The organism is Salinibacillus kushneri (genome assembly GCF_900111405.1).
Classification (GTDB): Bacteria; Bacillota; Bacilli; order Bacillales; family Alkalibacillaceae; genus Salinibacillus; species Salinibacillus kushneri.
The window spans coordinates 204,606-228,164 of record NZ_FOHJ01000001.1; the positions used below are offsets into that span (position 1 = coordinate 204,606).

General features: G+C 38.5%; 24 protein-coding genes, 1 tRNA gene and 2 pseudogenes. 4 read left to right on the forward strand and 23 right to left on the reverse strand.

Annotated features, from left to right (window positions below; all coding sequences use genetic code 11):
- Positions 1-10: 10 nt before the first annotated feature.
- From BMX63_RS00995 to BMX63_RS01020, 8 genes are all read right to left on the reverse strand, one after another.
- Entirely contained in the window at positions 11-1,027 is a 1,017-nt protein-coding gene (locus BMX63_RS00995) for a sugar-binding transcriptional regulator (protein WP_093131071.1), read from the reverse strand.
- Positions 1,028-1,155: 128 nt separating this feature from the next.
- A complete protein-coding gene (locus BMX63_RS01000) occupies positions 1,156-1,404 on the reverse strand; it encodes a glutaredoxin family protein (protein ID WP_093131073.1) in 249 nt (82 codons plus the stop codon).
- On the reverse strand, positions 1,397-2,692 hold the full coding sequence (rpoN, locus tag BMX63_RS01005) for an RNA polymerase factor sigma-54 (protein ID WP_177167115.1): 1,296 nt from the start codon (positions 2,690-2,692) through the stop codon (positions 1,397-1,399). The genes BMX63_RS01000 and rpoN overlap by 8 nt, the downstream gene beginning before the upstream one ends.
- 226 nt (positions 2,693-2,918) lie before the next feature.
- Complete coding sequence (locus BMX63_RS18240) at positions 2,919-3,068, reverse strand: hypothetical protein (RefSeq protein ID WP_220083795.1); 150 nt, start codon at positions 3,066-3,068, stop codon at positions 2,919-2,921.
- Positions 3,046-3,264, reverse strand: a complete 219-nt coding sequence (locus tag BMX63_RS01010; RefSeq protein WP_093131078.1) for a hypothetical protein — start codon at positions 3,262-3,264, stop codon at positions 3,046-3,048. Before BMX63_RS01010 ends, BMX63_RS18240 begins: the two co-directional genes overlap by 23 nt.
- A 26-nt stretch (positions 3,265-3,290) precedes the next feature.
- A complete protein-coding gene (locus BMX63_RS17815) occupies positions 3,291-3,470 on the reverse strand; it encodes a hypothetical protein (protein ID WP_093131080.1) in 180 nt (59 codons plus the stop codon).
- Positions 3,433-3,567, reverse strand: coding sequence for a hypothetical protein (locus BMX63_RS18595; protein ID WP_281242703.1), 135 nt, complete (start codon positions 3,565-3,567; stop codon positions 3,433-3,435). Before BMX63_RS18595 ends, BMX63_RS17815 begins: the two co-directional genes overlap by 38 nt.
- Positions 3,568-3,739: 172 nt before the next feature.
- Positions 3,740-3,811, reverse strand: a tRNA-Arg gene (locus tag BMX63_RS01020).
- Between the two features lie 377 nt (positions 3,812-4,188).
- On the opposite strand from BMX63_RS01020, the gene clpP reads away from it, so the two are divergent.
- From clpP to BMX63_RS01035, 3 genes and pseudogenes are all read left to right on the forward strand, one after another.
- Positions 4,189-4,776 carry an ATP-dependent Clp endopeptidase proteolytic subunit ClpP gene (clpP, locus tag BMX63_RS01025; RefSeq protein WP_093131082.1) on the forward strand — a complete coding sequence of 196 codons (588 nt, stop codon included), beginning with the start codon at positions 4,189-4,191 and terminating at the stop codon, positions 4,774-4,776.
- A gap of 292 nt (positions 4,777-5,068) precedes the next feature.
- A pseudogene (locus tag BMX63_RS18705) lies at positions 5,069-5,570 on the forward strand (DUF2798 domain-containing protein).
- Between the two features lie 240 nt (positions 5,571-5,810).
- Positions 5,811-6,107 carry a hypothetical protein gene (locus BMX63_RS01035; protein ID WP_093131083.1) on the forward strand — a complete coding sequence of 99 codons (297 nt, stop codon included), beginning with the start codon at positions 5,811-5,813 and terminating at the stop codon, positions 6,105-6,107.
- A gap of 138 nt (positions 6,108-6,245) precedes the next feature.
- Here BMX63_RS01035 and BMX63_RS01040 read toward each other — a convergent pair whose 3' ends face one another.
- The 7 genes from BMX63_RS01040 to BMX63_RS01075 all read right to left on the reverse strand — a co-directional run bounded on the left by BMX63_RS01040 (position 6,246) and on the right by BMX63_RS01075 (position 12,907).
- Positions 6,246-6,500, reverse strand: a complete 255-nt coding sequence (locus tag BMX63_RS01040; protein WP_093131085.1) for an HPr family phosphocarrier protein — start codon at positions 6,498-6,500, stop codon at positions 6,246-6,248.
- 253 nt (positions 6,501-6,753) lie between these two features.
- Positions 6,754-7,701: a DNA-binding protein WhiA gene (whiA, locus tag BMX63_RS01045; RefSeq protein WP_093131087.1), complete on the reverse strand. Its 948-nt coding sequence runs from the start codon at positions 7,699-7,701 to the stop codon at positions 6,754-6,756.
- 18 nt (positions 7,702-7,719) lie between these two features.
- Positions 7,720-8,682, reverse strand: coding sequence for a gluconeogenesis factor YvcK family protein (locus tag BMX63_RS01050; RefSeq protein ID WP_093131089.1), 963 nt, complete (start codon positions 8,680-8,682; stop codon positions 7,720-7,722).
- A 9-nt stretch (positions 8,683-8,691) separates the two neighbouring features.
- A complete protein-coding gene (gene rapZ, locus BMX63_RS01055; RefSeq protein WP_093131091.1) occupies positions 8,692-9,573 on the reverse strand; it encodes an RNase adapter RapZ in 882 nt (293 codons plus the stop codon).
- Positions 9,574-9,593: 20 nt separating this feature from the next.
- Entirely contained in the window at positions 9,594-10,052 is a 459-nt protein-coding gene (locus tag BMX63_RS01060) for an NUDIX hydrolase (protein WP_342730874.1), read from the reverse strand.
- A gap of 791 nt (positions 10,053-10,843) precedes the next feature.
- Positions 10,844-11,797 carry a thioredoxin-disulfide reductase gene (gene trxB / locus BMX63_RS01070; protein ID WP_245732666.1) on the reverse strand — a complete coding sequence of 318 codons (954 nt, stop codon included), beginning with the start codon at positions 11,795-11,797 and terminating at the stop codon, positions 10,844-10,846.
- Positions 11,798-11,878: 81 nt separating this feature from the next.
- Positions 11,879-12,907 carry a tetratricopeptide repeat protein gene (locus tag BMX63_RS01075; protein WP_093131099.1) on the reverse strand — a complete coding sequence of 343 codons (1,029 nt, stop codon included), beginning with the start codon at positions 12,905-12,907 and terminating at the stop codon, positions 11,879-11,881.
- Positions 12,908-13,083: 176 nt separating this feature from the next.
- On the opposite strand from BMX63_RS01075, the gene BMX63_RS01080 reads away from it, so the two are divergent.
- Complete coding sequence (locus BMX63_RS01080) at positions 13,084-15,093, forward strand: penicillin-binding transpeptidase domain-containing protein (protein ID WP_093131101.1); 2,010 nt, start codon at positions 13,084-13,086, stop codon at positions 15,091-15,093.
- Positions 15,094-15,534: 441 nt separating this feature from the next.
- On the opposite strand, the gene BMX63_RS01085 is transcribed toward BMX63_RS01080, so the two are convergent.
- The 8 genes and pseudogenes from BMX63_RS01085 to BMX63_RS01120 form a co-directional block, all read right to left on the reverse strand.
- Positions 15,535-17,196 (reverse strand): glycerol-3-phosphate dehydrogenase/oxidase, encoded by a 1,662-nt coding sequence (locus tag BMX63_RS01085; protein WP_093131103.1) that lies wholly within the window; start codon positions 17,194-17,196, stop codon positions 15,535-15,537.
- 276 nt (positions 17,197-17,472) lie between these two features.
- Positions 17,473-18,963, reverse strand: coding sequence for a glycerol kinase GlpK (glpK, locus tag BMX63_RS01090; RefSeq protein WP_093131105.1), 1,491 nt, complete (start codon positions 18,961-18,963; stop codon positions 17,473-17,475).
- A gap of 13 nt (positions 18,964-18,976) precedes the next feature.
- A complete protein-coding gene (locus BMX63_RS01095; RefSeq protein ID WP_093131107.1) occupies positions 18,977-19,810 on the reverse strand; it encodes an MIP/aquaporin family protein in 834 nt (277 codons plus the stop codon).
- Positions 19,811-20,040: 230 nt separating this feature from the next.
- Positions 20,041-20,583, reverse strand: a complete 543-nt coding sequence (locus BMX63_RS01100) for a glycerol-3-phosphate responsive antiterminator (RefSeq protein WP_093131619.1) — start codon at positions 20,581-20,583, stop codon at positions 20,041-20,043.
- 142 nt (positions 20,584-20,725) lie between these two features.
- A complete protein-coding gene (gene dhaM, locus BMX63_RS01105) occupies positions 20,726-21,106 on the reverse strand; it encodes a dihydroxyacetone kinase phosphoryl donor subunit DhaM (RefSeq protein ID WP_093131109.1) in 381 nt (126 codons plus the stop codon).
- Positions 21,107-21,113: 7 nt separating this feature from the next.
- Positions 21,114-21,734: a dihydroxyacetone kinase subunit DhaL gene (gene dhaL / locus BMX63_RS01110; RefSeq protein WP_093131111.1), complete on the reverse strand. Its 621-nt coding sequence runs from the start codon at positions 21,732-21,734 to the stop codon at positions 21,114-21,116.
- A gap of 17 nt (positions 21,735-21,751) precedes the next feature.
- On the reverse strand, positions 21,752-22,747 hold the full coding sequence (gene dhaK / locus BMX63_RS01115; RefSeq protein ID WP_093131621.1) for a dihydroxyacetone kinase subunit DhaK: 996 nt from the start codon (positions 22,745-22,747) through the stop codon (positions 21,752-21,754).
- 273 nt (positions 22,748-23,020) lie between these two features.
- Positions 23,021-23,558: pseudogene (locus BMX63_RS01120) on the reverse strand (acyltransferase).
- Between the last annotated feature and the right edge of the window lies 1 nt (position 23,559).

Here is a 23,559-nt window from a genome sequence, read left to right on the forward strand (position 1 = left end):
TATGAAAGGGTTACCCCTTTACTAACTTTTCTGCCGCAGCTTCATCAGTAATTAATACATTACTTCGGCCTTGTTTGAAATAAGATTCAATAGCATCTGCTTTCGATGTACCACCTGCTACAGCAATGACTTGTTTTATCTTTTGCAAATCCTCCATTTGCAATCCAACTGTCCGTACTTTGTGTACAATTTTTCCGGATTTATCAAAATAATATCCAAAGGCTTCACCTACACCATGATCTTCCTTGATTCTTTTCAACTGGTCTTCAGGTGTTTTTCTTCTTTCGGCCATGGTTAGTGCCTCACCAATACCGTGTAACACAATATCGGCATGTTGAATTTCGTTGGATATCTCTTTTACAGCTGGTTCCTCGATTATGGATTGATAGGCTTTTTCACTTATAGGATCTGGTACATAAAGAAGTCGATATTCACCTTGGGCTTTATTAGCCATCTGTGCGCAAATGGTATTGGCCTGATTCTCCAACTGCTCACCAAGACCACCACGTGAAGGAACAAACAAGCAATTCTTTTTGTTTAAAGGAGTCATGGATTCAGCTACAAGCGACATCGTACTTCCACCAGTCACCGCAATTGTCATATTATCTTCCAGGACACCTTTTAAATAGGAAACACAAGCTTTTCCTAACTCTTGTTTTACCCTTCTTTCATCATCACTATTACCGGGGACTACGATTACTTTCTCAAGCTGAAACTTTTCTTTCACTTGATTCTCAAGCACTTTTAAGCCGGAAATTTCCTGCATAAGCTGCTCCAATTGCTCTGTAACCTTAGAACCCTCCGTTGTCATATGTATTCCCTTTGAAGTAATCTCCACAAAGCCCTGCTGCTGGAAAAATTCAACTTCTCCACGCACGAGTCGCTCCGCAAGCTTAGCCTGCTCAGCTAAACTTCTGCGACCAATGGGCTGAAGTAACTGAATACTTTTCAATAAATTTGTGCGACGTTCCATAAATTCCATTACTTCAGGGAAAACTTTTTGTTGTAAAGATATCAGGTCTTTCATAAAAAAGCCCCTTTAGAATCTTTTTGGGATTATTCCGTCCCAGTGTGGACTATTTTGTCCCGATTGGTGTAAAAAAATACATCAACTTCTTCACTATTTATTTTATCAATCCGTAATCTAGTATGCAATTATCTTAGCTTTTTGTCAAAAACTTTTCTTATTTGTTGAAAATTCATTTGTGATCCATCGATTTCTTCTTCATCAACCTGAATAACCGGGATAGAAATCTGGTATTTCTCAAGGAGTTCATCATCCTGGTAAATGTCCTTCTCCTCGATATCAAAATCATACTCCTCTTGTAAAAGCATCAATAAACCTCTGGCTTCATCACAGAGAGGGCACTGCTCTTTCGTATAAAATATAATGTTTTTACTCATTATGCATTCTCCTTTTTCGTCTGTTGGATGAAGGCAGTTTAAGCTCCAAACGATATTTAGCTACCGTACGCCTGGAAATTTCGATGTGAAACTCATGTTTTAGTAGCTCAGAAATTTTCTGATCTGATAAAGGCTTTTGCTTATCCTCATAATCAATCATTTCCTTTATTAATATCTTTATAGCATAAGCACTAATTTCCCCTGTGTTTGACTTGAGTCCAGACTGAAAGAAAAACTTTACAGGAAAGACTCCGTGTGGTGTTTGTAAATACTTTTCCTTCACGGCTCGACTAACAGTGGACACGTGCAAGTTCAGTTCTTCTGCTATTTCTCTAAGAACTAAAGGCTTTAAACGTTCTGGTCCTTGATCAAAAAATAATATCTGGTGTTTCACAATGGCTGCAAAAACCCTCTCCAGACTATCCGAGCGCTGTATTAAGGCTTTTTGCAGCCATTTTCCCTGTTGGGTATACTTTTGAAAAAATTCCTTTTCCTCCTGGCTCAGGTCATTTTGATTTAAAGAATAATCATAAATAGTAACAGAAGGTCTGTTCCATTTGGTTAACGCAACCTTCCAAGTCCCTTCACTTTGATATACCTCTCCATCTGGAATAATAGTAGATGATGTTCTGCCAGCAACTAATATACCTGGTTTTGGATATAACGCCTGAATATCCTGAATCGCCTCTTTAATTTCCTTTTCAGAAACGCCATATTCAAGCACCATTTCCTCTATTCGATAATCAGCCACCCATTCCAAATGGTTTGTTACGATGTCAATCGCCAAGTGATTGGGGACAGGCTTGCGACGAAGCTGGAGAGCTAAGCATTCCTGCAGAGTTCTCGCGCCAATTCCAGCTGGTTCCAGGCTTTGAATAAGCTCCAAAGCCTCTTCAATCATTTCTTCGCCCGTATGAAAAGCTAATTGCCAATCCGTTAAAGCAACGGTTAAATAACCATTTTCATCTAAAGAATCAATACCAAACTCCACTATTTCCCTGAATGAGGGAGACAAGTCTTTATCGATTAATTGCTCTTTCATATAATCAGCCAGATCCTGTTCTTCATCAATCCAAAAGCTTTCATCAAATCCCATTCCTTGTTTCGGACGTGTATAATCTGATGTAAAGCTCTCTGTTTCTATTTCAATAAGGGGGTTTTCCTTCATTTGCTCTTCCAGAAATTGCTGCAACTGAAATCCATTGTATTGGAGGATTTCAATTGCCTGCCCGAGCTGCTGGGTCAACTTCCAGGTCAGCTTTTGTTCCTGGGTTAATTTTGGCTTCATCATTATCCCCCCTCTAAAGAATAAAAATTTATGACTACATTAAGTATAACAAAAAGTTTAGCCTTCAAAGAGAAAAAATAAGTATAAAAATTCGACTGGATAACAAAAAAAGAGGCTGATTCAAAACTTTGAATCAGCCTCTATATAACTTATATTTGTATAAGGGATTTTTAAACTTTTTTTATGTAAAAGACAGCTTACTCAAAACGAGTGCTGCCTTTTTTATTTACTCCACTGGAACAAATTTAGTAGGAGCTTCTGATTTTATATAATCATTCTTACTGGCTAAAAATACGTAGCTTTGAACACCGTTTGATCCTAAAATTGTATTTACCTTTATCTCCACTTTCACTCTAAACTGTAAAATTACTTCCATCACCTACCGGCAACACTTCATATCTTCCCTCTGGTAAATCCGTTCCTACAAAAAACTGACCAGCACCTAACTCTTTAGGTTCGCCTTCTGCTTTTTCCACTCCTCCTTGTAATTCTTGCAATTTGTCTTCAGCAGAGGAAATCTCAGAATCTAATTGCGACAAGGTTTCTTCACTTTTGTTAATATCAGATTCCATTTGTTCCTCATTATTTTCAAGTTTTGTTAAGTGGTTAACTTTTCTTCATTATCTTTAAGTTTTTGTTCTGCCTTAGATATTTCATCGTTTAAAGAATCGAGTTCTTCAGTTCTGGAACTCGGTGTATTCTCTAACTCGGTTAAATCAGATTCTTTTACTTTTATCGTATTAACGCCCTCTTGATCCGTCTTTCTTCTCGTTATCAATTTTAACTTTGTTTGCCGAACCTCCTGAACTGTATCCTATTCCGCATCCAATAATAACCGATTCTACATATACATAACCCCATTCAGCTTTTTGCATCATACTCTATCCTTTAAAAACATTGGTTGTGTAAAAAATGTGTAAAACAAGTCGAAATCATATTTTTTAGTTTAACCCTTAACGAAATACAAAAACACCGCCAAACGTTGATAAATCAACATTATAGCGGTGTTTGTCAATTTTATATTTCAGTTTTCCGAACTATAGCTAGCGCCCTCGAAGGGAATCGAACCCCTATTACGAGAACCGGAATCTCGCGTGCTATCCGTTACACCACGAGGGCAAAATCTTTAATTATAAAGAAAACGACATGTTTTATTATACGGTTCAAACGTAAAAAACGCAAGTAACAATCAAAATTCGTAAACACAGCAAAACACAAATGATTTCAAAAGAGAGTTATCCCTTGTATATCACTATATATTATAGGAGAGGATAGTAGGGATTCGTTTGTACCTTCATACATATAATGATTTTAAGCGTCTGGCAGGAATGTAAAAATAAACCAAGAAGAAGAGAATTGAGAAAGTGAAAGTTTTCGTTTGACCTTTATTGACCAATTAGGTATGATAAACATGACAACAAAAGAATTCACAACTCCATCTGACTCTTAAGATAGTCAGACAACAAATACTTAGTGAAATAAGGAGGATACATTTTATGAATTTAATACCAACTGTTATTGAACAAACCAATCGCGGTGAACGTGCTTATGATATTTACTCAAGACTGCTTAAAGACCGTATCATTATGCTTGGAAGCGGGATCGACGATAATGTCGCAAACACCGTTGTAGCTCAAATGCTATTCCTTGCTGCTGAAGACCCTGATAAAGATATTTCCTTGTATATTAACTCACCAGGTGGTTCTATTACTGCAGGAATGGCTATACATGATACAATGCAATTTATTAAACCTAATGTATCAACGATCTGCATTGGAATGGCTGCATCTATGGGTGCTTTCCTGCTTGCAGCTGGCGAGAAAGGAAAACGTTATGCTCTTCCAAACAGTGAAGTAATGATTCACCAGCCACTTGGCGGAACCCAAGGTCAAGCGTCGGATATCCAAATTCACGCTGAACGAATTCTGGAAATGCGTAAAAAATTAAATCAAATTCTCTCCGATCGCACAGGTCAGCCACTTGAAGTCATTGAACGTGACACAGATCGCGACAACTTTATGTCAGCGTCACAAGCAGTAGATTATGGCCTAATTGATCAAGTAATGGAAACGAAAAATTCCTAAAATAGAGCCTTAAATCTCATGTCAAAAGGGTTCTGTTTTAAGTGTATATAGCCTATATAAAAAATGGGGATCGTCTTAAATCATAAGACGATCCTTTTTTAATTAAAGCTCTATTTAGTTTAACAACAAAATCCAAGTTTGCTCACATAAATTCAATTTTTTCAAGACTGGAATTCATTTAAAAACGTGTTTAAAATTGAATAATCAGTGTGTAGAGATATTGGTATGAGTTTTACTAACCAAAAATATATGTCGAATGATACGTCTGCCATCTTTTTCGGAGGGTGAAAATATGTATAGGGAAGATAGACTGCCTCAAACCCCAAAAGAGGGCATAATATTTATGTTGATTATTTCGATTATTTCAGTCAACACTATTGCACCAATTATTATGGGGATGGAATTCGGTTTCAGTAAGGATAATTACTAGGAAACCTTAAAGGTTATTCCGATTATGTGGATTATCGTCATTATATTAGTAAGATTTGTTGCGGGGCCATTAGTTGGTAAAGTGATGCCAAAATTCGTAGAAAAAAAAGATGGATTTAATGCCAGAGTGTTATTAAATACTTTATTGAATGTTACAGTCTTATCTATTATTCTTACAATTATCGGAACTTGGGTTGGTACGAAACAAATAAGCCTTGAACCTTTTCAGAACTTTTTTCACAGTTGGTTTAGAAACTTTGGTGTAGCATTTTGGATTGAGTTGTTAATTGCACAGCCCATTGCAAGATTTGCAATGAAAAGATTACATTCAACAAGCCCGTAAAGAAAAGGCTGTTAATCTTTAATAAGTATTAAACATAGGCCTTAGCCGATAGTTTTCTTCCTTTTTCAGCTTGTTCAAAGCAAACGTGGAACGTAACCTATGATGATTTCATTGTTTACTTCGCTGGTTCCATTGTATGTATTCCTAATGAATGGTTTGCTTTTTACCGTTTGGTTTGCAGGAAAATAATACGAAATCATTAATAAAAATAAATAAACGTTCCGGCTAGTGCAAGTCAAATAGGCAAGGAGTGGCGAAATGAATGCGTGTTGTAGGGTATTTTATTGCATTAATAGGTGTAATGGCGACCGCTCTGCTAAACGAATTGAAAACGAAAAAGTTGAAATATAAAGTGTGGGGCATAGCCCTTATGGTGCCCATTTCCCCAGCTTTTTCTTTTTCAGTTGGATTGACCTATGCAGGCATTATTGGAAAATGGTTGGGGTGGATTGATGATGTTTTGTGTTTTCGCAATTATCTTCTTATTAGGGCTTATTATATTGTTGGTCGGTGTTTTTATGAAGGAAGAAACCATAAAACGTTGAATAAATCGACTTAAGAGTACTTTAAGGTGACGTACTGACTGTAGAGTAGGAGAGAAAGGAAATACGACGAAAGGAATGGTGTCGATGTTTAATTTATCGTACGGAGAGAGCCCTTGATTTCATGTCAAAGGCTCTTTTCGGTTATTTCAAAATTATTCCTGCGTAACAAATGTTGTTAATTCATGGATAACATCCTGCTCATCAGAACCTTCAGCTTGTAATACAATTTCTTCTCCGCTGGCAACTGCAAGGCTCATTAGCCCCATAATACTTTTGGCGTTTACTCGTTTTCCATCTTTCTCAATAAAAATATTAGCTGAAAATCGATTGGCCTCCTGCACAAATTTTGCTGCAGGTCTTGCCTGTAGACCAGTCGATAATTGAACCGTAACCTTTCGTTCAACCATTCTGTATTCTCCTCTCTGCTCTCCATTAACTAAAAAACCAGAAAAACGATTTATGTATCATCTTTATCTAAATGAGAATCAGTACATGAATATAGAAAGAAACGCTTCAATTTGAAAGCGTTTTAATTTAAAATCATTATATCATGGAAAGATGAAAAAGGAAACGGAAAAATAAAGGGGAACTTTCATTTAGAAGCATTCTCCTATCTCTATTTGAAATTCCATAGACTTATTTTCCCGCTACCCTGGAAACCTACATTTCACTTATTTCCCCGCGTCTAACTTTATCAGAAAACTCATCTATCTTTTTCAAACGATGATTAATACCAGATTTACTAATTTTTCCGGTTGAAACGAGTTCACCTAATTCTTTAAGGGAAACATCCTGGTGCTTTAACCTTAATTCCGCAATTTCACGTAATCGATCAGGCAAGGCTTCCAACCCAACCGTTTGCTCAATATAACGAATATTTTCAACCTGTCGGAATGCGGCACCAATGGTTTTATTTAAATTTGCTGTTTCACAATTCACAAGTCGATTAACGGAATTGCGCATATCTCTCATAATACGTACATCTTCAAATTTAAGTAATGCCTGATGAGCTCCTAAATTAATCAATAGCTCTGTAATCTTGTCTGCTTCTTTTAAATACGTAATATATCCTTTTCTTCTCTCAAGTGTCCGTGCATGTAAATCAAACATATTCATGAGCTCACACAATGCGTCATTATGATCTTCATATAATGTATAAATCTCCAAATGATAAGAGGAAGTTTCGGGATTATTTACAGATCCACCTGCCAGAAAAGCACCACGTAAATAGGAACGTCGACAGCAGGTTTTTTTCGTATACTTTTCAGCTATTTTTCGATTAAAGGTAAAAGGATTTTCCAGAATCTCCAGCTGTTCCAAAAAAGGCTGCACTTCTTTTTTCAGCCGTACAATATAGACGTTATTCTTCTTAAGGCGCATTTTCTTACGGACCAAAAGTTCAATAGGATGTTCATATAACTTTTTGATTAAGGTGTAAATACGCCGAGCGATGGCAGCATTCTCCGTTTGAATATCCAAAATATATTCCTGATTCGATATCGAAACAGATCCATTCATTTTAATCAATGCGGACAGTTCCGCTTCTACACAGCATGAATCAACTTCAACCTTCGTTAATTCCTTTTTTATATCTGATGCAAATGACATATCCCGCACCCCCTTTTTTCATTTATTTTCCATTAACGAGTATAAGAGTTTTGCGATTTTATCAGTATCATGACGTAATTTTACTTTGGAGTGATCAATGATATCTCCCTCAATAATCTCAAGACCCATCTCAAGCAGGCGTTGTGTATCATATACAACCGGCTTGGCATTTTCTTCTTCATAAAGCTTTTGGACATCGTGCTCAATAGGGGCATTGTGTACAACGATTGAATCTACACAAGACTTTCCTACATGGTCATGAATGGCCTGTACGTGATCAGCGGCAGTAAACCCTTGTGTTTCACCGTCCTGGGTCATTACATTACAAACATAGACCATCTTTCCAACCCTTTTCTTTAATGCTTCACCAATCTCCGGAATAATAATATTCGGAAGTATACTTGTATAGAGACTTCCTGGAGCTATAACGATTAAGTCAGCAGCTTTGATAGCATCTACCGCTTCAGGTAAGGGCTCAATATGATCAGGACTTAAAAACACCCGCTTAATCGGTTTATTTACTAGAGGTATTTTAGATTCACCGGAAATAATCGTACCATCCTCCATTTCAGCATGGAGGTACATATTTTGATTCGCAATCGGATAAATACTGCCCTTTACATTTAATACTCGAGAAATTTCTTTAATCCCTTTATAAAAGTCACCAGTAATAGATGTCATTGCTGCAAGCAATAAATTCCCTAATGAGTGCCCTGAAAGACTATTTCCATTTTCAAATCGATGCTGAAACATTTTTAAAATCATCGGTTCAGCATCCGACATGGCTGCAATCACATTACGTATATCCCCAGGAGCCGGAATAGCCATTTCACTTCGCAAACGACCCGAGCTTCCTCCATCATCAGCTACCGTTACAATGGCAGATACGGATAGAGGATAGTCTTTTAGTCCACGAATTAAAACGGGCATACCTGTCCCGCCTCCGATTACCACCACATTTGGTTTTCGCTCATCTCTCATAACCATTTGCTATCCTTTCTTTTTATCTATCTCACGATGCGTAACGTATGTGTCAAAATCTTCACTGAAATAATCAGCTATTTTTTCGGCAATCGCAACAGACCGATGCTGCCCGCCTGTACAGCCTATCCCAACAACTAATTGTCTCTTTCCCTCTTTTTTATACTGTGGAAGCATAAATGCTAACATATCTAACAGTTTATTCATGAAGGTTGCAGTTTCCGACCATTTAAAGACATAATCAGCAACCTCAGTATCCTTACCTGTTAAAGGACGCATTGATTCTACATAATGGGGATTAGGAAGAAAGCGAACGTCAAAGACTAAATCAGCATCAATCGGCATACCATGTTTAAATCCAAACGACACCACATTCATCGAAAATACATGCTGGGACTGACCTTTAAAGGCTTGCAGGATTTCTTCTCTTAGTTCCCGCGGCTTTCGTTCTGATGAATCAATAATAATTTGCGCCCTTCCCTTTAGCTCATCCAGCAAGTTCCTCTCTTTTTTTATACCCTCTAATGGTAATCCATCGGGGGCAAGAGGGTGGGATCTCCTTGTTTCTTTATAACGGGAGACAAGTACGTCGTTATCGGCCTCCAGAAATAAAATTTGCTCAGAAATCCAATCTTCCTTTCCAACCTGAACAAGAGTATCAATTAATGAGTCAAAAAACTCTCTTCCTCTAAGGTCCATCACAACAGCAACTTTAGGTGTGCGCTGGTGGTTTTCCTTCATTAATTCTAAAAACTTAGGAAGCAGTGCAGGTGGCAAATTATCTACACAAAAGTATCCTAAATCTTCAAAGCTTTGCACAGCTACGGTCTTCCCTGCACCCGACATGCCTGTAATGATAACCAATTCAACCTTTTGTACCTCTTCACTCATTCTTTCTGCCCCCTTTCTACTTAATCGACTTGAAATGAAAGCAATTCATCATCAGATGTATATGTAAACGTACCATATAAAACATCATTACGATTCATAATATGCTTATAAATCACTCGATCTCCTTCAGCCATATCTTTGTTCATAACATCACTTAAGGGAACCCATTCCAGTTCTCCTTCTCTACAATAATCCGTTAGCTTACCATCAAATTCATAACTGGAAAAGGTAAACATCATCCATTCCCTAATGGTTTGGTTATTTTCTTTGATTACAAATGTAAAAACACCCTTTAATTCCGGTTTAATTAACGTTAGTCCGGTCTCTTCAGAAAATTCCCGTTTCACCGATTGCTGTATATGTTCACCAGGCTCCATTTTCCCACCAGGTGCTGCATACCAGCCTCTTCTCGGCTTTTTTAACATTAAAATATGGTTATTATGCTGCAAAATACAGTTTGTCACACGTTGCAAATTCATCACCTCAAATGGGAAAGCCACACTCCGTAACAAGTCACACAAGGTACAACAAATTCCATTTAGGTGTGTCCTCCCCCCACTATCTCTCCTTTTATTATACTACGAAAAAATACGAAAACCAACGAAGGCGATACGAAACCCTGTTGTTGATAATGACCAGGCTTGCATTCGTTTTACTGTGGTAAATGTATCCTGGTGTATGCATTGGGTGATATGATAAGGATGAAGGACAAAAGCTCTAGATTACATACAAGAACTGTCCTTCATCATGGTATTGAAAGACAAAATTCAGGAATTACGAACGAAAATGTCCTTCATAATTGTTATGAAAGACAAAATATAGAGAAAAACATTAAATTTGTCCTTCATCACGGCTATGAAAGACAAAACTTAGGAGAAACCAGCCGAAAGTGTCCTTCATGATCCTTTCTTGCGGGGGACTTACAAAAGCCTCCAGACCTGGTCAGTCGCCTTCGCTTTTCTACGGTCCAGCTCCGGTGCTCCTAGGTCATGGCGGACATAAGCCAAAGCCATTCTGCGGTTAAATCCGTGTCACTCCATGTCTTCGTCTTAGACCGCAAAACCTGATCAGTCGCCTTCACTTTTCTTACTACAAAAATAAAGCACAGGCTAAATTCATCGCCTGTGCCTAAAAATTGAATCTATCTTTTAAAAGGGGGTCAATTTTTCTTAATTACATTGTACCCTAAAATTATTTCACACACATTACAACAGCATTAAAAGGAAGTTACGTTTAAATAAAGGAATATTACACAGATAGTCCATCTGTACTACTGTTCAACCTTTAATTCCTCTAACAGATTTTCTACGTATTCTTGTGCACATTGTGCAGCTATACTTCCATCACCAGTCGCCGTTACAATTTGACGTAAGTCTTTTTCACGGATATCTCCTGCTGCAAATACGCCAGGAATTTTGGTTTCCATGTTTACATTGGTTTCAATGTAACCTTCTTCATTTGTGATACCTAAGTTCTTAAATGGTTCATTAAGAGGAAGCATGCCAATGTAGATAAACACTCCATCTACATCCTTTTCATACGTTTCCTCTGTTTTATTATTATAAAGGGTAACACTGCCGACTTTCCCCTCTTTACCATTTATTTCTTGAACCTCTGTATCCCAGATAAAGTCTATTTTTTCATTATCGAAAGCTCTTTGCTGGAGAATCTTTTGTGCCCGTAACTCATCACGGCGATGAACAATGGTTACCTTATCGGCAAAGCGAGTTAAATAAACGCCTTCTTCTACTGCGGAATCTCCGCCACCAACTACGATTAGTTCACGATTCCTAAAGAATGCACCATCACAAACTGCACAATAAGATACACCACGTCCTCCGAGCTCTTCTTCTCCTGGTACTCCTAATTTCTTATATTCCGCTCCTGTTGAGATAATAACTGCGCGGGCTTTATATTCTTTATCACCAGCTAAAACGGTTTTATATTCTTTCCCGTCTCTAATTTCCTTTATATCTCCGTAGCCATACTCAGCTCCAAATTTTTTCGCATGTTCAAACATTTTATTAGAAAGATCCGGACCTAAAATATGGTCAAAACCTGGATAGTTCTCAACATCCTCTGTATTAGCCATTTGTCCACCAGGAATTCCTCTTTCAAGCATCAGCGTGTCTAAATCCGCACGCGAAGTATAAACAGCTGCTGTTAAACCTGCTGGACCGGCTCCTGCAATAATGACATCATAAATCTTATCTTCTGAAGCCACACTTATCATTCCCTTCGAAATACATTTCTTTACCCTTAGTATTATCGTATTAAATCAAGATTTAAACGTCTATTGAAATGCTCATTCATCCACATCAATCGAAAGTTGTTTTCCAATTTCTTTTAGATAGGGATGACGTGAACACCCTTCTTTCCATATTTCAACGGCTTTTGAATACATCTCGACTTTATATAACACAATGCTATACCATTTATAATAAGAAAGATGATTCTGCAGATTATTTTTCGGCAGATGTTTAAAACGTTCATAGGCTAGTTTATAATGCTTTGTATGAGCAAAGGCTGCTGCAATTTTTAGTCGTTGTTGATCATGTATAGGATAAACGTTTTCTAACCATTCTATGTACTGGTTAGATTGTTCTTGTTCGCCCATTTCAGCATAAAAAATAGCTAAATTAACAATACTATGAATACTGTTTGGATTCTCTTCATAGGCTTCTTTTTCAATCTCCAGTGCCCTTTTATACTCACCGGAAAAAAACAGTGCCCAGGCAAAATCATGCTGTGCGACTACATAATCCGGGTATCTGGCAATCATGTGCTCTAATATTGGAAGAGCCTGGTCCCAATCCTGATGTTCAAGATAATAAAAGGCTGATTCCTGATAAGTTAACAGTTCGTCTTCTTCATCAAAAATCCACTCATCCCCATCTTCTTCTAAATCATCATTATAGATTTTTAATAAATTTAAAAGCTCCTTCGCTTCATTGGCAAATTCACCATGTGGAGCATTTTGTAAATACGTTTCTATATTTTTTTTCGCATCCTGAAATAGACCAAGATGAGCATAATTATTAGCAATTAAATAATAGCAATCCACATAAGAATCACCAAAGTCTTCAAGAACCTTTGTAAGCATTTGGTTGGCTTGATCATAGGCTTTGATTTCAGTATATAAAACAGATAACTGGCTTGGATAAAGCGGGTTATCTGGTTCTAATTCAATCGCACGTTTTAACCACTTCTCAGCTTTTTCAAATTCATGTTTTCGAAAAGCTTTTACTCCCAGGGAAAAATAAAACTCCCCTTCCAATAAGAACGGGATGACATTTAATTGATCATCAAATTGGTATTTCTCCGTATTCGTCATGAAGTGCCTCCTATCAACACATATACCACTAAAAAGTATAACACATTCCATAAAGGAATAAAATGACCATGAATTTGGTTTTACAACAAATCTCCTATCTATTGTTAAATCCTTGAAGCTCTTAAAACTTAAAAGTAAAATAAAGATAACACTACTCATAAAAGGATGTGGCTGGTATGAAAAAGAAAATCATTTTGTTTTCAGCCATTTTGTTATTAACCATCCTGGGTGCATGTAAAGATGATCAGGTGACACCTGATGAGCGATTAGCTGATTACATAAGCCTATGGAATGAACAAAAATTTGGCAAAATGTATGAAGATTATCTATCAACAACCTCCAAGGAAAATTATTCAAAGGAGAATATGGCTGAGCGATATAAGGACTTATATGGTGATTTAGATATTCATAATATTGAAGTTGACTTTGAGAAACCATCAGAAGATGACGAACCAGCTTATGAAGACATGGAAGAAGCCTCATTTCCCATACACGTGAAAATGGACTCCATTGCTGGTCCTATTTCGTTTGACCATGAAATGACACTAGTAAAAGAAACACGTGATGATAAAGACAATTGGTATGTAAATTGGGACACCACTTATATTTTGGAGGAACTCGAAAAGGGAGATGAAGTCGGACTTGATACAACAGAAGCCCCGCGTGGGGAAATTTTTGATCGTAATGATAATGGATTAGCCATTAACGATACACTCCCTATGATGGGAATTAAGCCCTCAGCCATGGAAGGACATGAGGACGAAACAAAAGAAGCGGTATCAGAACTTCTGCACATAGATGTAGAATATATTGATCAAAGACTTAATCAGGATTGGGTAGAACCAAATTTGTTCGTTCCGCTTCGTACCATCAATCCAAATGATAAAGAGTTATTTGATAAACTTATGGAAATACCAGGTGTTTTTTACCAGGATCAAGTTGGCCGTTATTATCCACTCGGTGAAGCAGCGACCCATTTAGTGGGATATGTGGGGGAAATTACAGCTGAGGAATTAGAAGAGTACAAAGATGAAGGATATTCCAATCAGGACCAGATTGGAAAACGAGGACTTGAATTGCTTTATGAAAAAGAGCTAAGAGGTGAACCTGGAGCAGAGATTTACATTAAAAAATCTGATGGAGAAAACGTTACGGTTGCTTCCCAAAAGGCGAAAAAAGGGAAGGATATCCATTTAGCAATCGACGCTGAGATTCAACAGACTATATATGAAAAAATGAACCAGGAAAGAGGTACTGCCGCTGCGATCAACCCAAAAACAGGGGAAACACTGGCACTGGTTAGTTCTCCATCCTTTGATCCCAATGGATTAACATCCAATTACTATACTGAATTAATGGAAAACGAAAAGAATCCATTACTTAATCGCTTTACGGCCTTATATGCACCAGGGTCGACCTTTAAACCCGTAACAGCCATGGTTGGTTTGTCCACGGAAACCATTACACCTGATAAAACGCGGGATATTAAAGGGGAAACGTGGCAAAAAGAAGGTTGGGGCAATTATGAAATCCGCAGAGTAACCGATCCTGGACACCCTGTAAATCTGGAAGATGCATTTGTTTATTCAGATAATATTTATTTTGCTCAAACCGCCCTAGAAATAGGTGGTGAGAATATGGTTTCTGGACTGCAAAATTTTGGATTTGCTAGTGAATTTCCATATGAGTATGGCATCCCACAATCTGAGATTTCCAATAGTGGTCAGCTTGATGAAGAAATCCTGCTCGCTGATACAGGATATGGGCAAGGTGAACTGCAAGTGAGCATTTTACATCTAGCCACTATGTATACGCCGATTATGAATGAAGGGAATCTCATGAAGCCACAACTGTTGGCTGACCAGGAACCGGAAATCTGGAATGAGGGGTTAGTAAGTGCTGAAAATGCCGATATGATTAACCAGGCGCTGCGAAAAGTTGTAGCTGGAACGAACGGAACCGCACGGGGCGCAGATATACAACAGGTTCCTATTGCAGGAAAAACAGGAACGGCTGAATTAAAAAGCAGTCAGGATGAAGAAGGAATCGAAAATGGTGCGTTCGTTGCCTATGACTCGGAAAACCAGGACTTTCTCATAGCTATGTTACTGGAAGGAGTTGAAGAAGAGGGCGGCAGCGCAATGACCGTAGAACGTGTGAAGGAAATTTTCAAAGAACTGTATTAAATCGTGAAAGTAGCAGCCTCATGGGATGGGGCTGCTTTTTGTTTTTCTAATAGCATGATGGCAGGACAGTTGTTAATGCTGGAATAATCTTGATTTAGGGGGGTGAGCCTGTCATGGAAAATTAACCGGGTGTCAACAGAATTACAGTAATAAGCTGGCTTCATGATTTTTTATAAAAAGGCCTTCTCTTTTGTAGATATCGTCCGTTGGAAATCACATTAATCTTAAGAAGGTTAGGTTCAGAGCGTATTTCCCAAATATTCGTCTTGTTTTAAATTGGTCATTGATCATAAAACTTACGAATTATATATAAAATCAAAATCATTTAACGAAATGGGTTCTTTAATCCTTAATCCCCCTCATTAAATCGCCACTGCACACCGGATTCCAACTGGCACACCTAAAAAGGCTGACCACTAAAGGGTCAGCCTTCATCATGCTCTACTCACTATCCTCAACTGGATGTGTAGCTTCATACATGAGTTGATCAAGTTGTTCGGTATATTCCTGTATTTGTTCATCTAACCAGTTGAATTGCTTCGCCATATAAGCCATTACAGCGTCTTTGTGTTCGCGTACCCAGTTGATATCGAAGAATAAAGCACCTGTACGTCTTATGAAGAAGTCCACTGGTTTGTAAACAAGTTCGTATTCAATACCATATCGAAGCATGGCATATACAATCGGGTCAAGATTTTCAGCTTCGGCTTCATCTTGTTCCTTTTGATAGATTTCATAAATATAATCAATATTAGATCCATAGCGCTTTACTAATGTTTTAGCGACTGCTTCATCCAGACCTGCTTCTACTCCTTCATGAACCTTTTGAGCTATAAATTTCTCAAATCCTGCTGAACCACCTACTTCACCACCGGAGATAGGTAATTCTTTCGTCTGTGTACCCGGGAATGTTCGATCTTCTTCTTTTTGTAACTGTTCTCCGACTAAATCAACAATACTTTCAGCCATTTTACGGTAGCCGGTCAATTTCCCGCCTGCGATGGATATAAAGCCTGAATCAGAAACAAAAATTTCATCTTTACGTGAGATTTCAGAAGGATCTTTACCTTGTTCATGAATTAGTGGACGTAACCCAGCCCAGCTTGACTCTACATCCTCTGGTTTAATTTTTACAGCAGGGAACATATAATCAATAGCTTTTAACACATAGTCCCGGTCTTCTACTGTCATTGTCGGATGGGCAATATCACCTTTATAAACGGTGTCTGTTGTCCCTACATAGGTTTTGCCTTGTCTCGGAATAGCAAAAACCATACGGCCATCAGGTGTATCAAAGTAAATAGCCTGTTTTAACGGGAAACGCTCGCCGTCAAATACCAGATGGATTCCCTTTGTAAGCTGTAACGTTTTTCCCCGTTTAGAACGGTCTATTTCACGTAACGTATCAACCCACGGACCTGCAGCATTTACTATTTTCTTAGCAAAGAGCTGGTCTGTGCTGCCGTCGATTTGATCTTCTACTTCAATCCCAACTACTGTGTTATTGTCATAAATGAGATCAGTAACTTTAGTGTAGTTTAATGCAAGGGCACCCTTTTCAACCGCTTTTTTCATAACCTCAATCGTTAAACGGGCATCATCGGTTTTATATTCTACATAATACCCTGCACCTTTAAGATTGTTTCCATTTAAGAGAGGTTCACGATTCATTGCCTCTTCTGATGTAAACATTTTTCTTCTTTCACTCTTTTTTACACCAGCAAGAAAATCATAAACACGTAACCCAATATTTGTAGATAACGGACCAAAAGTACCACCCTTGTAAAATGGAAGCATCATCCATTCAGGCGTTGTAACATGAGGGCCATTTTCGTATACAATAGCACGTTCCTTACCTGTCTCAGATACAACACCAATTTCAAATTGCTTTAAATAACGAAGCCCACCGTGCACGAGCTTTGTAGAACGACTGGATGTACCAGCGGCAAAGTCCTGCATTTCTACTACTGCAACCTTCATTCCACGTGTTACAGCATCAAGGGCAATACCTGCACCTGTAATTCCCCCTCCAATAACGAGTAAATCAAGGGATTCATCCTTCATTCCAGTTTTTATGTCTTTACGGTTTAAACTTGAAAACATCGCCCATCGCTCCTTTTTATTCAACAAGCTCTATTGTTTAGGCTATCCAGCCTTTAAAGACGGATACTAATAAAAAAGAGACCACAAATTGCCCCTATACATTATATAGAGCACTTGTGGTCTCTCAGGAATCTCCGTCCAATTTATTAACTTATCTTTATTATAACATGTGTATCACTTTATGGAAAGTCATTTCCACGGATAAAAAGCGGACAGGGCCCCTATGTGGGGCAAAGGAATTATGGAAACAACCATCTTTAAAGCAACGAACATGGATTACTTAAATGCTCGGGTTGCAGCAACCGCTTTCTTCCAGCCATCATATAGCTCGTTACGTTTTTCTTCAGGCAGGTTATCTGTAAATGTACGTTCAACTTTCCATTGTTTCGCAATTTCTTCTTTATCATTCCAATAACCAACAGCTAAGCCAGCGAGATAGGCAGCACCTAATGCTGTGGTTTCATTGATTACTGGACGATCTACTTGAACGCCTAAAATATCACTTTGGAATTGCATAAGAAAGTTATTTTTAACTGCTCCACCATCTACACGGAGAGATTTTACATCAATACCTGAATCGGCCACCATCGCATCTACAAGATCTTTAGACTGATAAGCAAGAGACTCCAGCGTAGCACGTACAAAATGCTCTTTGGATGTACCGCGGGTTAAACCAAACACAGCTCCCCGTGCTTCACTATCCCAGTATGGTGTTCCCAAACCAACAAATGCTGGTACAACATAAACACCATCTGTAGAATCAACCTTAGTAGCATAATCTTCACTTTGTGGTGCATGATCTATGATTTCCAAGCCATCACGTAACCATTGGATAGCTGAACCGGATACAAAGATACTACCTTCTAAAGCGTACTCCACTTTGCCATCTACTCCCCAGGCAAGTGTGGTTAATAGACCATTTTTGGATTGCACACCCTCTTCTCCTGTATTCATCAATAGGAAGCCACCTGTACCATAGGTATTTTTAACCATACCCTCTTCAAAGCAGGCCTGACCAAATAATGCAGCCTGCTGGTCCCCAGCGATTCCGGCAATGGGTACCTCATGACCGAAGAAGTGATAATCTACTGTATTGGCATAAACTTCGGAGGACTGACAGACTTCAGGCAGCATGCTCTTTGGCACTGTTAAAATATCAAGCAGTTCGTCATCCCATTTTAAATCATAAATATTAAACATTAACGTACGGGAAGCATTTGAATAATCGGTGACATGAGCTTTTCCGCCGGATAGTTTGTATACGAGCCAGCTATCAATAGTTCCAAATTGCAATTCACCTTTTTCAGCCTTATCTCTTGCACCTTCTACATTATCCAAAATCCATTTTACTTTTGTACCAGAGAAGTAAGGGTCCAGGAGCAGACCGGTTTTTTCTTTAAATAAGTCATTATATCCCTGTTCACGTAATTCTTGTACAATATCCTCGGTTTGACGGGATTGCCAGACGATAGCTTTATAGATTGGCTTTCCGGTATTTTTGTCCCAAACAACCGTTGTTTCACGCTGGTTGGTAATTCCGATTCCTGCAATCTGATCCGGCTCTACATCTGCCTTGCGCAATACCTCTGAAATACAAGATAGAACCGATGTCCAGATTTCATTCGCATCATGTTCCACCCAACCTGGCTTTGGAAAGAATTGTTCAAACTCCTTCTGTGCTGTTTCGACAATTTCCCCTGCATGATTAAACAATATCGCTCGCGAGCTTGTTGTTCCCTGGTCTAAAGATAGAATAAATGTACTCATCAATATCTCCTCCTTATAATGATTGTGAAGCATTATTTTCAACTGGAGCTTCATTAGCTTTTTTTAATTCTATTCCAGCTGCCGCAATTAATATAACAGCCACAATTACACTTACTGCCCAAAACGCTCCAGAATACTCACTAGTAAAAACGGCCTTGTAGAATAACGCACCATAAATACCGCCTAAAGCTGGACCTATTACGGGAATCCATGCATATCCCCAATCTGAACTTCCTTTACCTGGAATAGGAAGTAAAGCATGGGCAATTCTTGGACCTAAATCACGTGCTGGATTAATCGCATAGCCGGTTGGTCCTCCCAGAGACATTCCAATCGCAACAATTAATGCACCAACAACTAATGGATTCAATCCTTCTGTAAATTCATTAGCTCCAATAAATAGTAAACCCATTACGAGAACAAAAGTACCAATTAACTCCGTTACAAAGTTCGATAGGGGACTGCGTACCGCTGGATCGGTTGAGAATACAGCCAACTTTAAGCCTGCTTCTTTCGTTTCTCTCCAATGAGGCAAGTAAGCAAAATAAACGATAATACCTCCGATAAATGCGCCAATTATTTGTGCTGAGATATACATTGGTACCTTATCCCAGGGGAAATCTCCAACCGCTGCAAAACCTAATGTAACAGCAGGATTAATATGTGCTCCTGATACATTTCCTACAGCGAAAACGGCAAATGTAACACCAAGTCCCCAGCCAAGTGTAATTAATACCCAGCCGCCGCCTTCACCTTTTGATTTATTTAATACATTACTAGCAACAACACCACCACCGAATATAATGAGAATCATGGTGCCGATAACTTCCGCAAGAAATTCAGTCATCTCCAACACTCCCTTATACTATTTTAGGAACTAAGATTTAACAAGTTGTTAGCACGTGCTGCGATAGAGAAAAATAAAAACCACACTTTAACTACATACTTCTCCAAAACAAGAAATATGGTACAAAGTGTGGTTCTCATAATCTCCATCACGATAATTAACTTGTTATCTATTATAATACATGTCTATGAAAACGCTGTCAACCATTATTTTTTCTTTTCTTTATATTTTTAATCCCAAAGATCCCGGTTTGAGGTTGTTACCGCCACAGCACCATTGCCTAAAGCTTCTTCAATATCCTGATTCGTGCGGATAAGTCCTCCTGCAATAATCGGGATACCTGTTTGTTCGTGAACTTCTTGTATAATTTTCGGGATAATACCTGGTAAAACTTCTATACAATCCGGCTTCACTCGATTACATATTTTCAAATTATGTTCTAACGCATGACTATCAAGTACAAATAAACGCTGGACAGCGAAAATTCGATGCTTTTTAGCTAATGTAATCACATTTCCTCTAGTAGAAATAATGCCGTCAACTTTCACTTCATTAATTAAAAACTCAATTCCATACTCATCTGCCTTGAGTCCCTGTACCAAATCGGCATGAATAAATACTTTTTTCTTCTGTTTGTGAGCATACTTGACTAAACTGCGTAACTGCGAAATCCTTGTCTCTAAAAACACCAGAAATTCGTGTTCGCTTTCCAGCATTTTCTCAAAATCTTTTATATTCCGAAGCGCTGGGACAACGTTGCTTTTAAATTCAATCAAAAAGACACCCCAATCTTACTGAACACTTTTTGTATAGTTTGTTTCTATTCCAATTAAAAAATTCTCTTACACATAAAGAATCCCTCCAAAGATGATAATCTATTCTATCCATCCTTGGAAGGGATTTGCTTTAACTATCTTATGTTTGGTCGAAAACATTCCGGGCAGCTTTCTCAACTTCTTCTAACGTTTTGCCCATTCCAGATTCCACAGCCGCAACGTAAGCGCCTTCTAATAAAGGGGCTTTCACAACTTTTACCTTTTCATAATCTGTCATTTCAACTGCTAACTCTGCGTTCATCATGGCACTTCCAAGGTCAAAAAAGAGTAGTACACCTTTTTCATTATAGGCGTTTTCGATGGCGTTTTGGATTTTTTCCACATTGGTACCAATGGAACCATCATCGGTTCCACCTGCCAGCTCAACTGGTACATCTGGAACCATTTGCCGGATAATATCTTTAATTCCTTCTACCACCTTGGGACTGTGTGAAATTAAGACGATTCCTACGTTTGACATAATTCGGTTATGCTCCTTCCTCCAGCACCTCTGAAAGGGCAGCAAAAATATAATAGGAAGACACAGATCCAGGGTCTAAATGACCAATAGAACGTTCCTTTAAGTATGCAGCGCGGCCTTTAGTAGCCTTGAGATCCTGGGTTGCTTCCATTGCCTTTTCAGCTGTAGATTCTAGTTCCTTCGCTTCGAGATTATCCTGTTTTTGGAGAAAATCAACAATCGGTTCCCAAACATCTATCATCGTTTTTTCTCCTTTATTCGCTTTCCCTCGCTCTTTTACACCATTTACAGCTTCCACAACAGCCTTCTTAAATTGAGGGTAATCAACCGTTTCAATCCCTTTTAAAGCTGTAGACATTTTTAAAAAGGCTGTACCATATAATGGACCAGATGCACCCCCCACTTTAGATAATAGGGTCATAGAAACATCTTTTAGTACATCTGACACATAGGTATAGTTTGACGATGATAGTTTATTCACCACTTCCTGAAATCCACGAGCCATATTCAGCCCATGATCTCCATCACCAATCGCCTGGTCAAGAGAAGTTAGATACTCTTTATTGGATTGTATCTTTTCATTCGTTTTTTCCATCCAGCTGATAACTTGTTTAATTTGCAGTTCCATATATAAATTCCTCCATTCTAGCGACGAAATGCCAGCGCCTTCGATTGTACTTCAAGAAGATCCTTTAACTCTTGATCGACTTTCAGCAATGTTACAGAGCAGCCTGCCATTTCCAGCGATGTCATATAATTCCCTACAAACGTTTCATAAACCTTAAACCCTTTATCAGAAAGAATCTCACTTACTTTCCTGTTAACAATATATAGTTCCATCTCCGGCGTTGCGCCCAGACCATTTATCATTACAGCCACTTCATCACCACTGGAGAGGTTCATATCATCTAATACTTTTTGAGTAAGTTCTGTTGCCAACTGATCAGCGGTTGTAATTGCTTTACGTTCGATGCCTGGTTCCCCATGAATACCAATACCAAGTTCCATTTCTTTATCCTCTAAAACAAAGCTTGGTTTTCCAGCAGCAGGTACAGTACATGGTGTCAAAGCCATCCCGATGGAACGCACATTTGCGACAACTTTATCCGCAACAGCCTTTACTTCCTCTAATGAACCACCTTGAGCAGCCTTAGCACCTGCAATCTTATGAACAAAAACTGTTCCTGCAATTCCACGGCGGCCCGTTGTAAAAGAACTATCCTCCACTGCAACATCATCGTTTACAACGACCTGCTGAACTCTGATTCCTTCAGCCTCAGCCATTTCTTTCGCCATCTCAAAATTCATTACATCACCGGTATAATTTTTAATAACTAAAAATACACCCTGTCCACTATCCACAGCTTTAATCGCTTCAAACACCTGGTCTGGAGTTGGTGAAGTAAACACTTCGCCCGCGACCGCTGCATCTAACATACCTTCTCCTACATAACCAGCATGGGCAGGCTCATGTCCGCTTCCACCATCACTTACCAGACCGACTTTGTTGGACACAGGTGCATCTTTTCGTGCAATCACTGTTGTATTTGGTAACTGCTTCACATCGTTTGGATGCGCAGCAACAAAACCTTGTAACATTTCTTCTACTACTAATTCAGGGTCATTCACTATTTTTTTCATCATAAAAAATCCTCCTCAAAGATTTTGAATGCTCACACCTGCATTCAAATCATTGAACTCTATAACCCTACCGCTTACCTTCATTCTATTATATTAGTTGATGAAATACTAGGAATTTTTTAACAATTTTATTGACATTATGGTGAAAAATTAGACATATATAGGTAGGTCAAAGAGAGGGTAAATAAATGAGGAGATTAGGCGAATTACCCAATTAGTCAATAAAAAGAACTGGTTAATGAACTACAAACATAAAAAGTTCACTAACCAGCTTTAAACGTCGTCCTGATTCAAAAAATCATCCTGTTTCTTCCGTTCGTCCATTTCCTCCTTGGTATAAATCACCTGCATAGGATTGCCTCCTACAAAACTCCCTGCAGGTACATCTTTATGGACAACCGTACCAGCTGAAACAATCGCATGATCACCTATTCTTACACCGGGAAGGATAGTGGAATTAGCCCCAATCATGACCTCATTTCCGATTTCAACCTCACCAAGTCGATATTCCTTAATCAAATATTCATGAGCTAGAATAGTCGTGTTATATCCTATTACCGTATTTCGCCCTACGAAAATTTTTTCAGGAAACATAACATCTAACATCACCATTAAAAGCAAAGGATGTCTGATCGCCAACGTGCATCCTCAATAATCTGCGATACATCCAATTTTTCATGGATAAAAAAGGGGTATACCGTGCCGCCTGGATAACGATAAAATTTTTGACGACCTTCCAAAATGGAACTGTCTTATAAACATGCCAAAGCGAATTAGCTCCCTGGACACGGTATCGATTCGTCCGTCTCACA

What these genes read in the sequence shown, in the direction of transcription:
- BMX63_RS01050 (WP_093131089.1), bottom strand. Translation starts at nt 8,682, where the DNA reads ATGAGAGATGAGCGAAAACCAAATGTGGTGGTAATCGGAGGCGGGACA.
- BMX63_RS01035 (WP_093131083.1), top strand. Translation starts at nt 5,811, where the DNA reads ATGCGTGTTGTAGGGTATTTTATTGCATTAATAGGTGTAATGGCGACC.
- whiA (WP_093131087.1), bottom strand. Translation starts at nt 7,701, where the DNA reads ATGTCATTTGCATCAGATATAAAAAAGGAATTAACGAAGGTTGAAGTT.
- BMX63_RS00995 (WP_093131071.1), bottom strand. Translation starts at nt 1,027, where the DNA reads ATGAAAGACCTGATATCTTTACAACAAAAAGTTTTCCCTGAAGTAATG.
- dhaM (WP_093131109.1), bottom strand. Translation starts at nt 21,106, where the DNA reads ATGTCAAACGTAGGAATCGTCTTAATTTCACACAGTCCCAAGGTGGTA.
- dhaK (WP_093131621.1), bottom strand. Translation starts at nt 22,747, where the DNA reads ATGAAAAAAATAGTGAATGACCCTGAATTAGTAGTAGAAGAAATGTTA.
- rapZ (WP_093131091.1), bottom strand. Translation starts at nt 9,573, where the DNA reads ATGAGTGAAGAGGTACAAAAGGTTGAATTGGTTATCATTACAGGCATG.
- clpP (WP_093131082.1), top strand. Translation starts at nt 4,189, where the DNA reads ATGAATTTAATACCAACTGTTATTGAACAAACCAATCGCGGTGAACGT.
- BMX63_RS18595 (WP_281242703.1), bottom strand. Translation starts at nt 3,567, where the DNA reads ATGCAAAAAGCTGAATGGGGTTATGTATATGTAGAATCGGTTATTATT.
- BMX63_RS01060 (WP_342730874.1), bottom strand. Translation starts at nt 10,052, where the DNA reads ATGAATTTGCAACGTGTGACAAACTGTATTTTGCAGCATAATAACCAT.
- BMX63_RS01085 (WP_093131103.1), bottom strand. Translation starts at nt 17,196, where the DNA reads ATGTTTTCAAGTTTAAACCGTAAAGACATAAAAACTGGAATGAAGGAT.
- BMX63_RS01080 (WP_093131101.1), top strand. Translation starts at nt 13,084, where the DNA reads ATGAAAAAGAAAATCATTTTGTTTTCAGCCATTTTGTTATTAACCATC.
- glpK (WP_093131105.1), bottom strand. Translation starts at nt 18,963, where the DNA reads ATGAGTACATTTATTCTATCTTTAGACCAGGGAACAACAAGCTCGCGA.
- BMX63_RS01075 (WP_093131099.1), bottom strand. Translation starts at nt 12,907, where the DNA reads ATGACGAATACGGAGAAATACCAATTTGATGATCAATTAAATGTCATC.
- BMX63_RS01095 (WP_093131107.1), bottom strand. Translation starts at nt 19,810, where the DNA reads ATGACTGAATTTCTTGCGGAAGTTATCGGCACCATGATTCTCATTATA.
- BMX63_RS01000 (WP_093131073.1), bottom strand. Translation starts at nt 1,404, where the DNA reads ATGAGTAAAAACATTATATTTTATACGAAAGAGCAGTGCCCTCTCTGT.
- rpoN (WP_177167115.1), bottom strand. Translation starts at nt 2,692, where the DNA reads ATGAAGCCAAAATTAACCCAGGAACAAAAGCTGACCTGGAAGTTGACC.
- dhaL (WP_093131111.1), bottom strand. Translation starts at nt 21,734, where the DNA reads ATGGAACTGCAAATTAAACAAGTTATCAGCTGGATGGAAAAAACGAAT.
- BMX63_RS01010 (WP_093131078.1), bottom strand. Translation starts at nt 3,264, where the DNA reads ATGGAATCTGATATTAACAAAAGTGAAGAAACCTTGTCGCAATTAGAT.
- BMX63_RS01040 (WP_093131085.1), bottom strand. Translation starts at nt 6,500, where the DNA reads ATGGTTGAACGAAAGGTTACGGTTCAATTATCGACTGGTCTACAGGCA.
- BMX63_RS18240 (WP_220083795.1), bottom strand. Translation starts at nt 3,068, where the DNA reads ATGGAAGTAATTTTACAGTTTAGAGTGAAAGTGGAGATAAAGGTAAAT.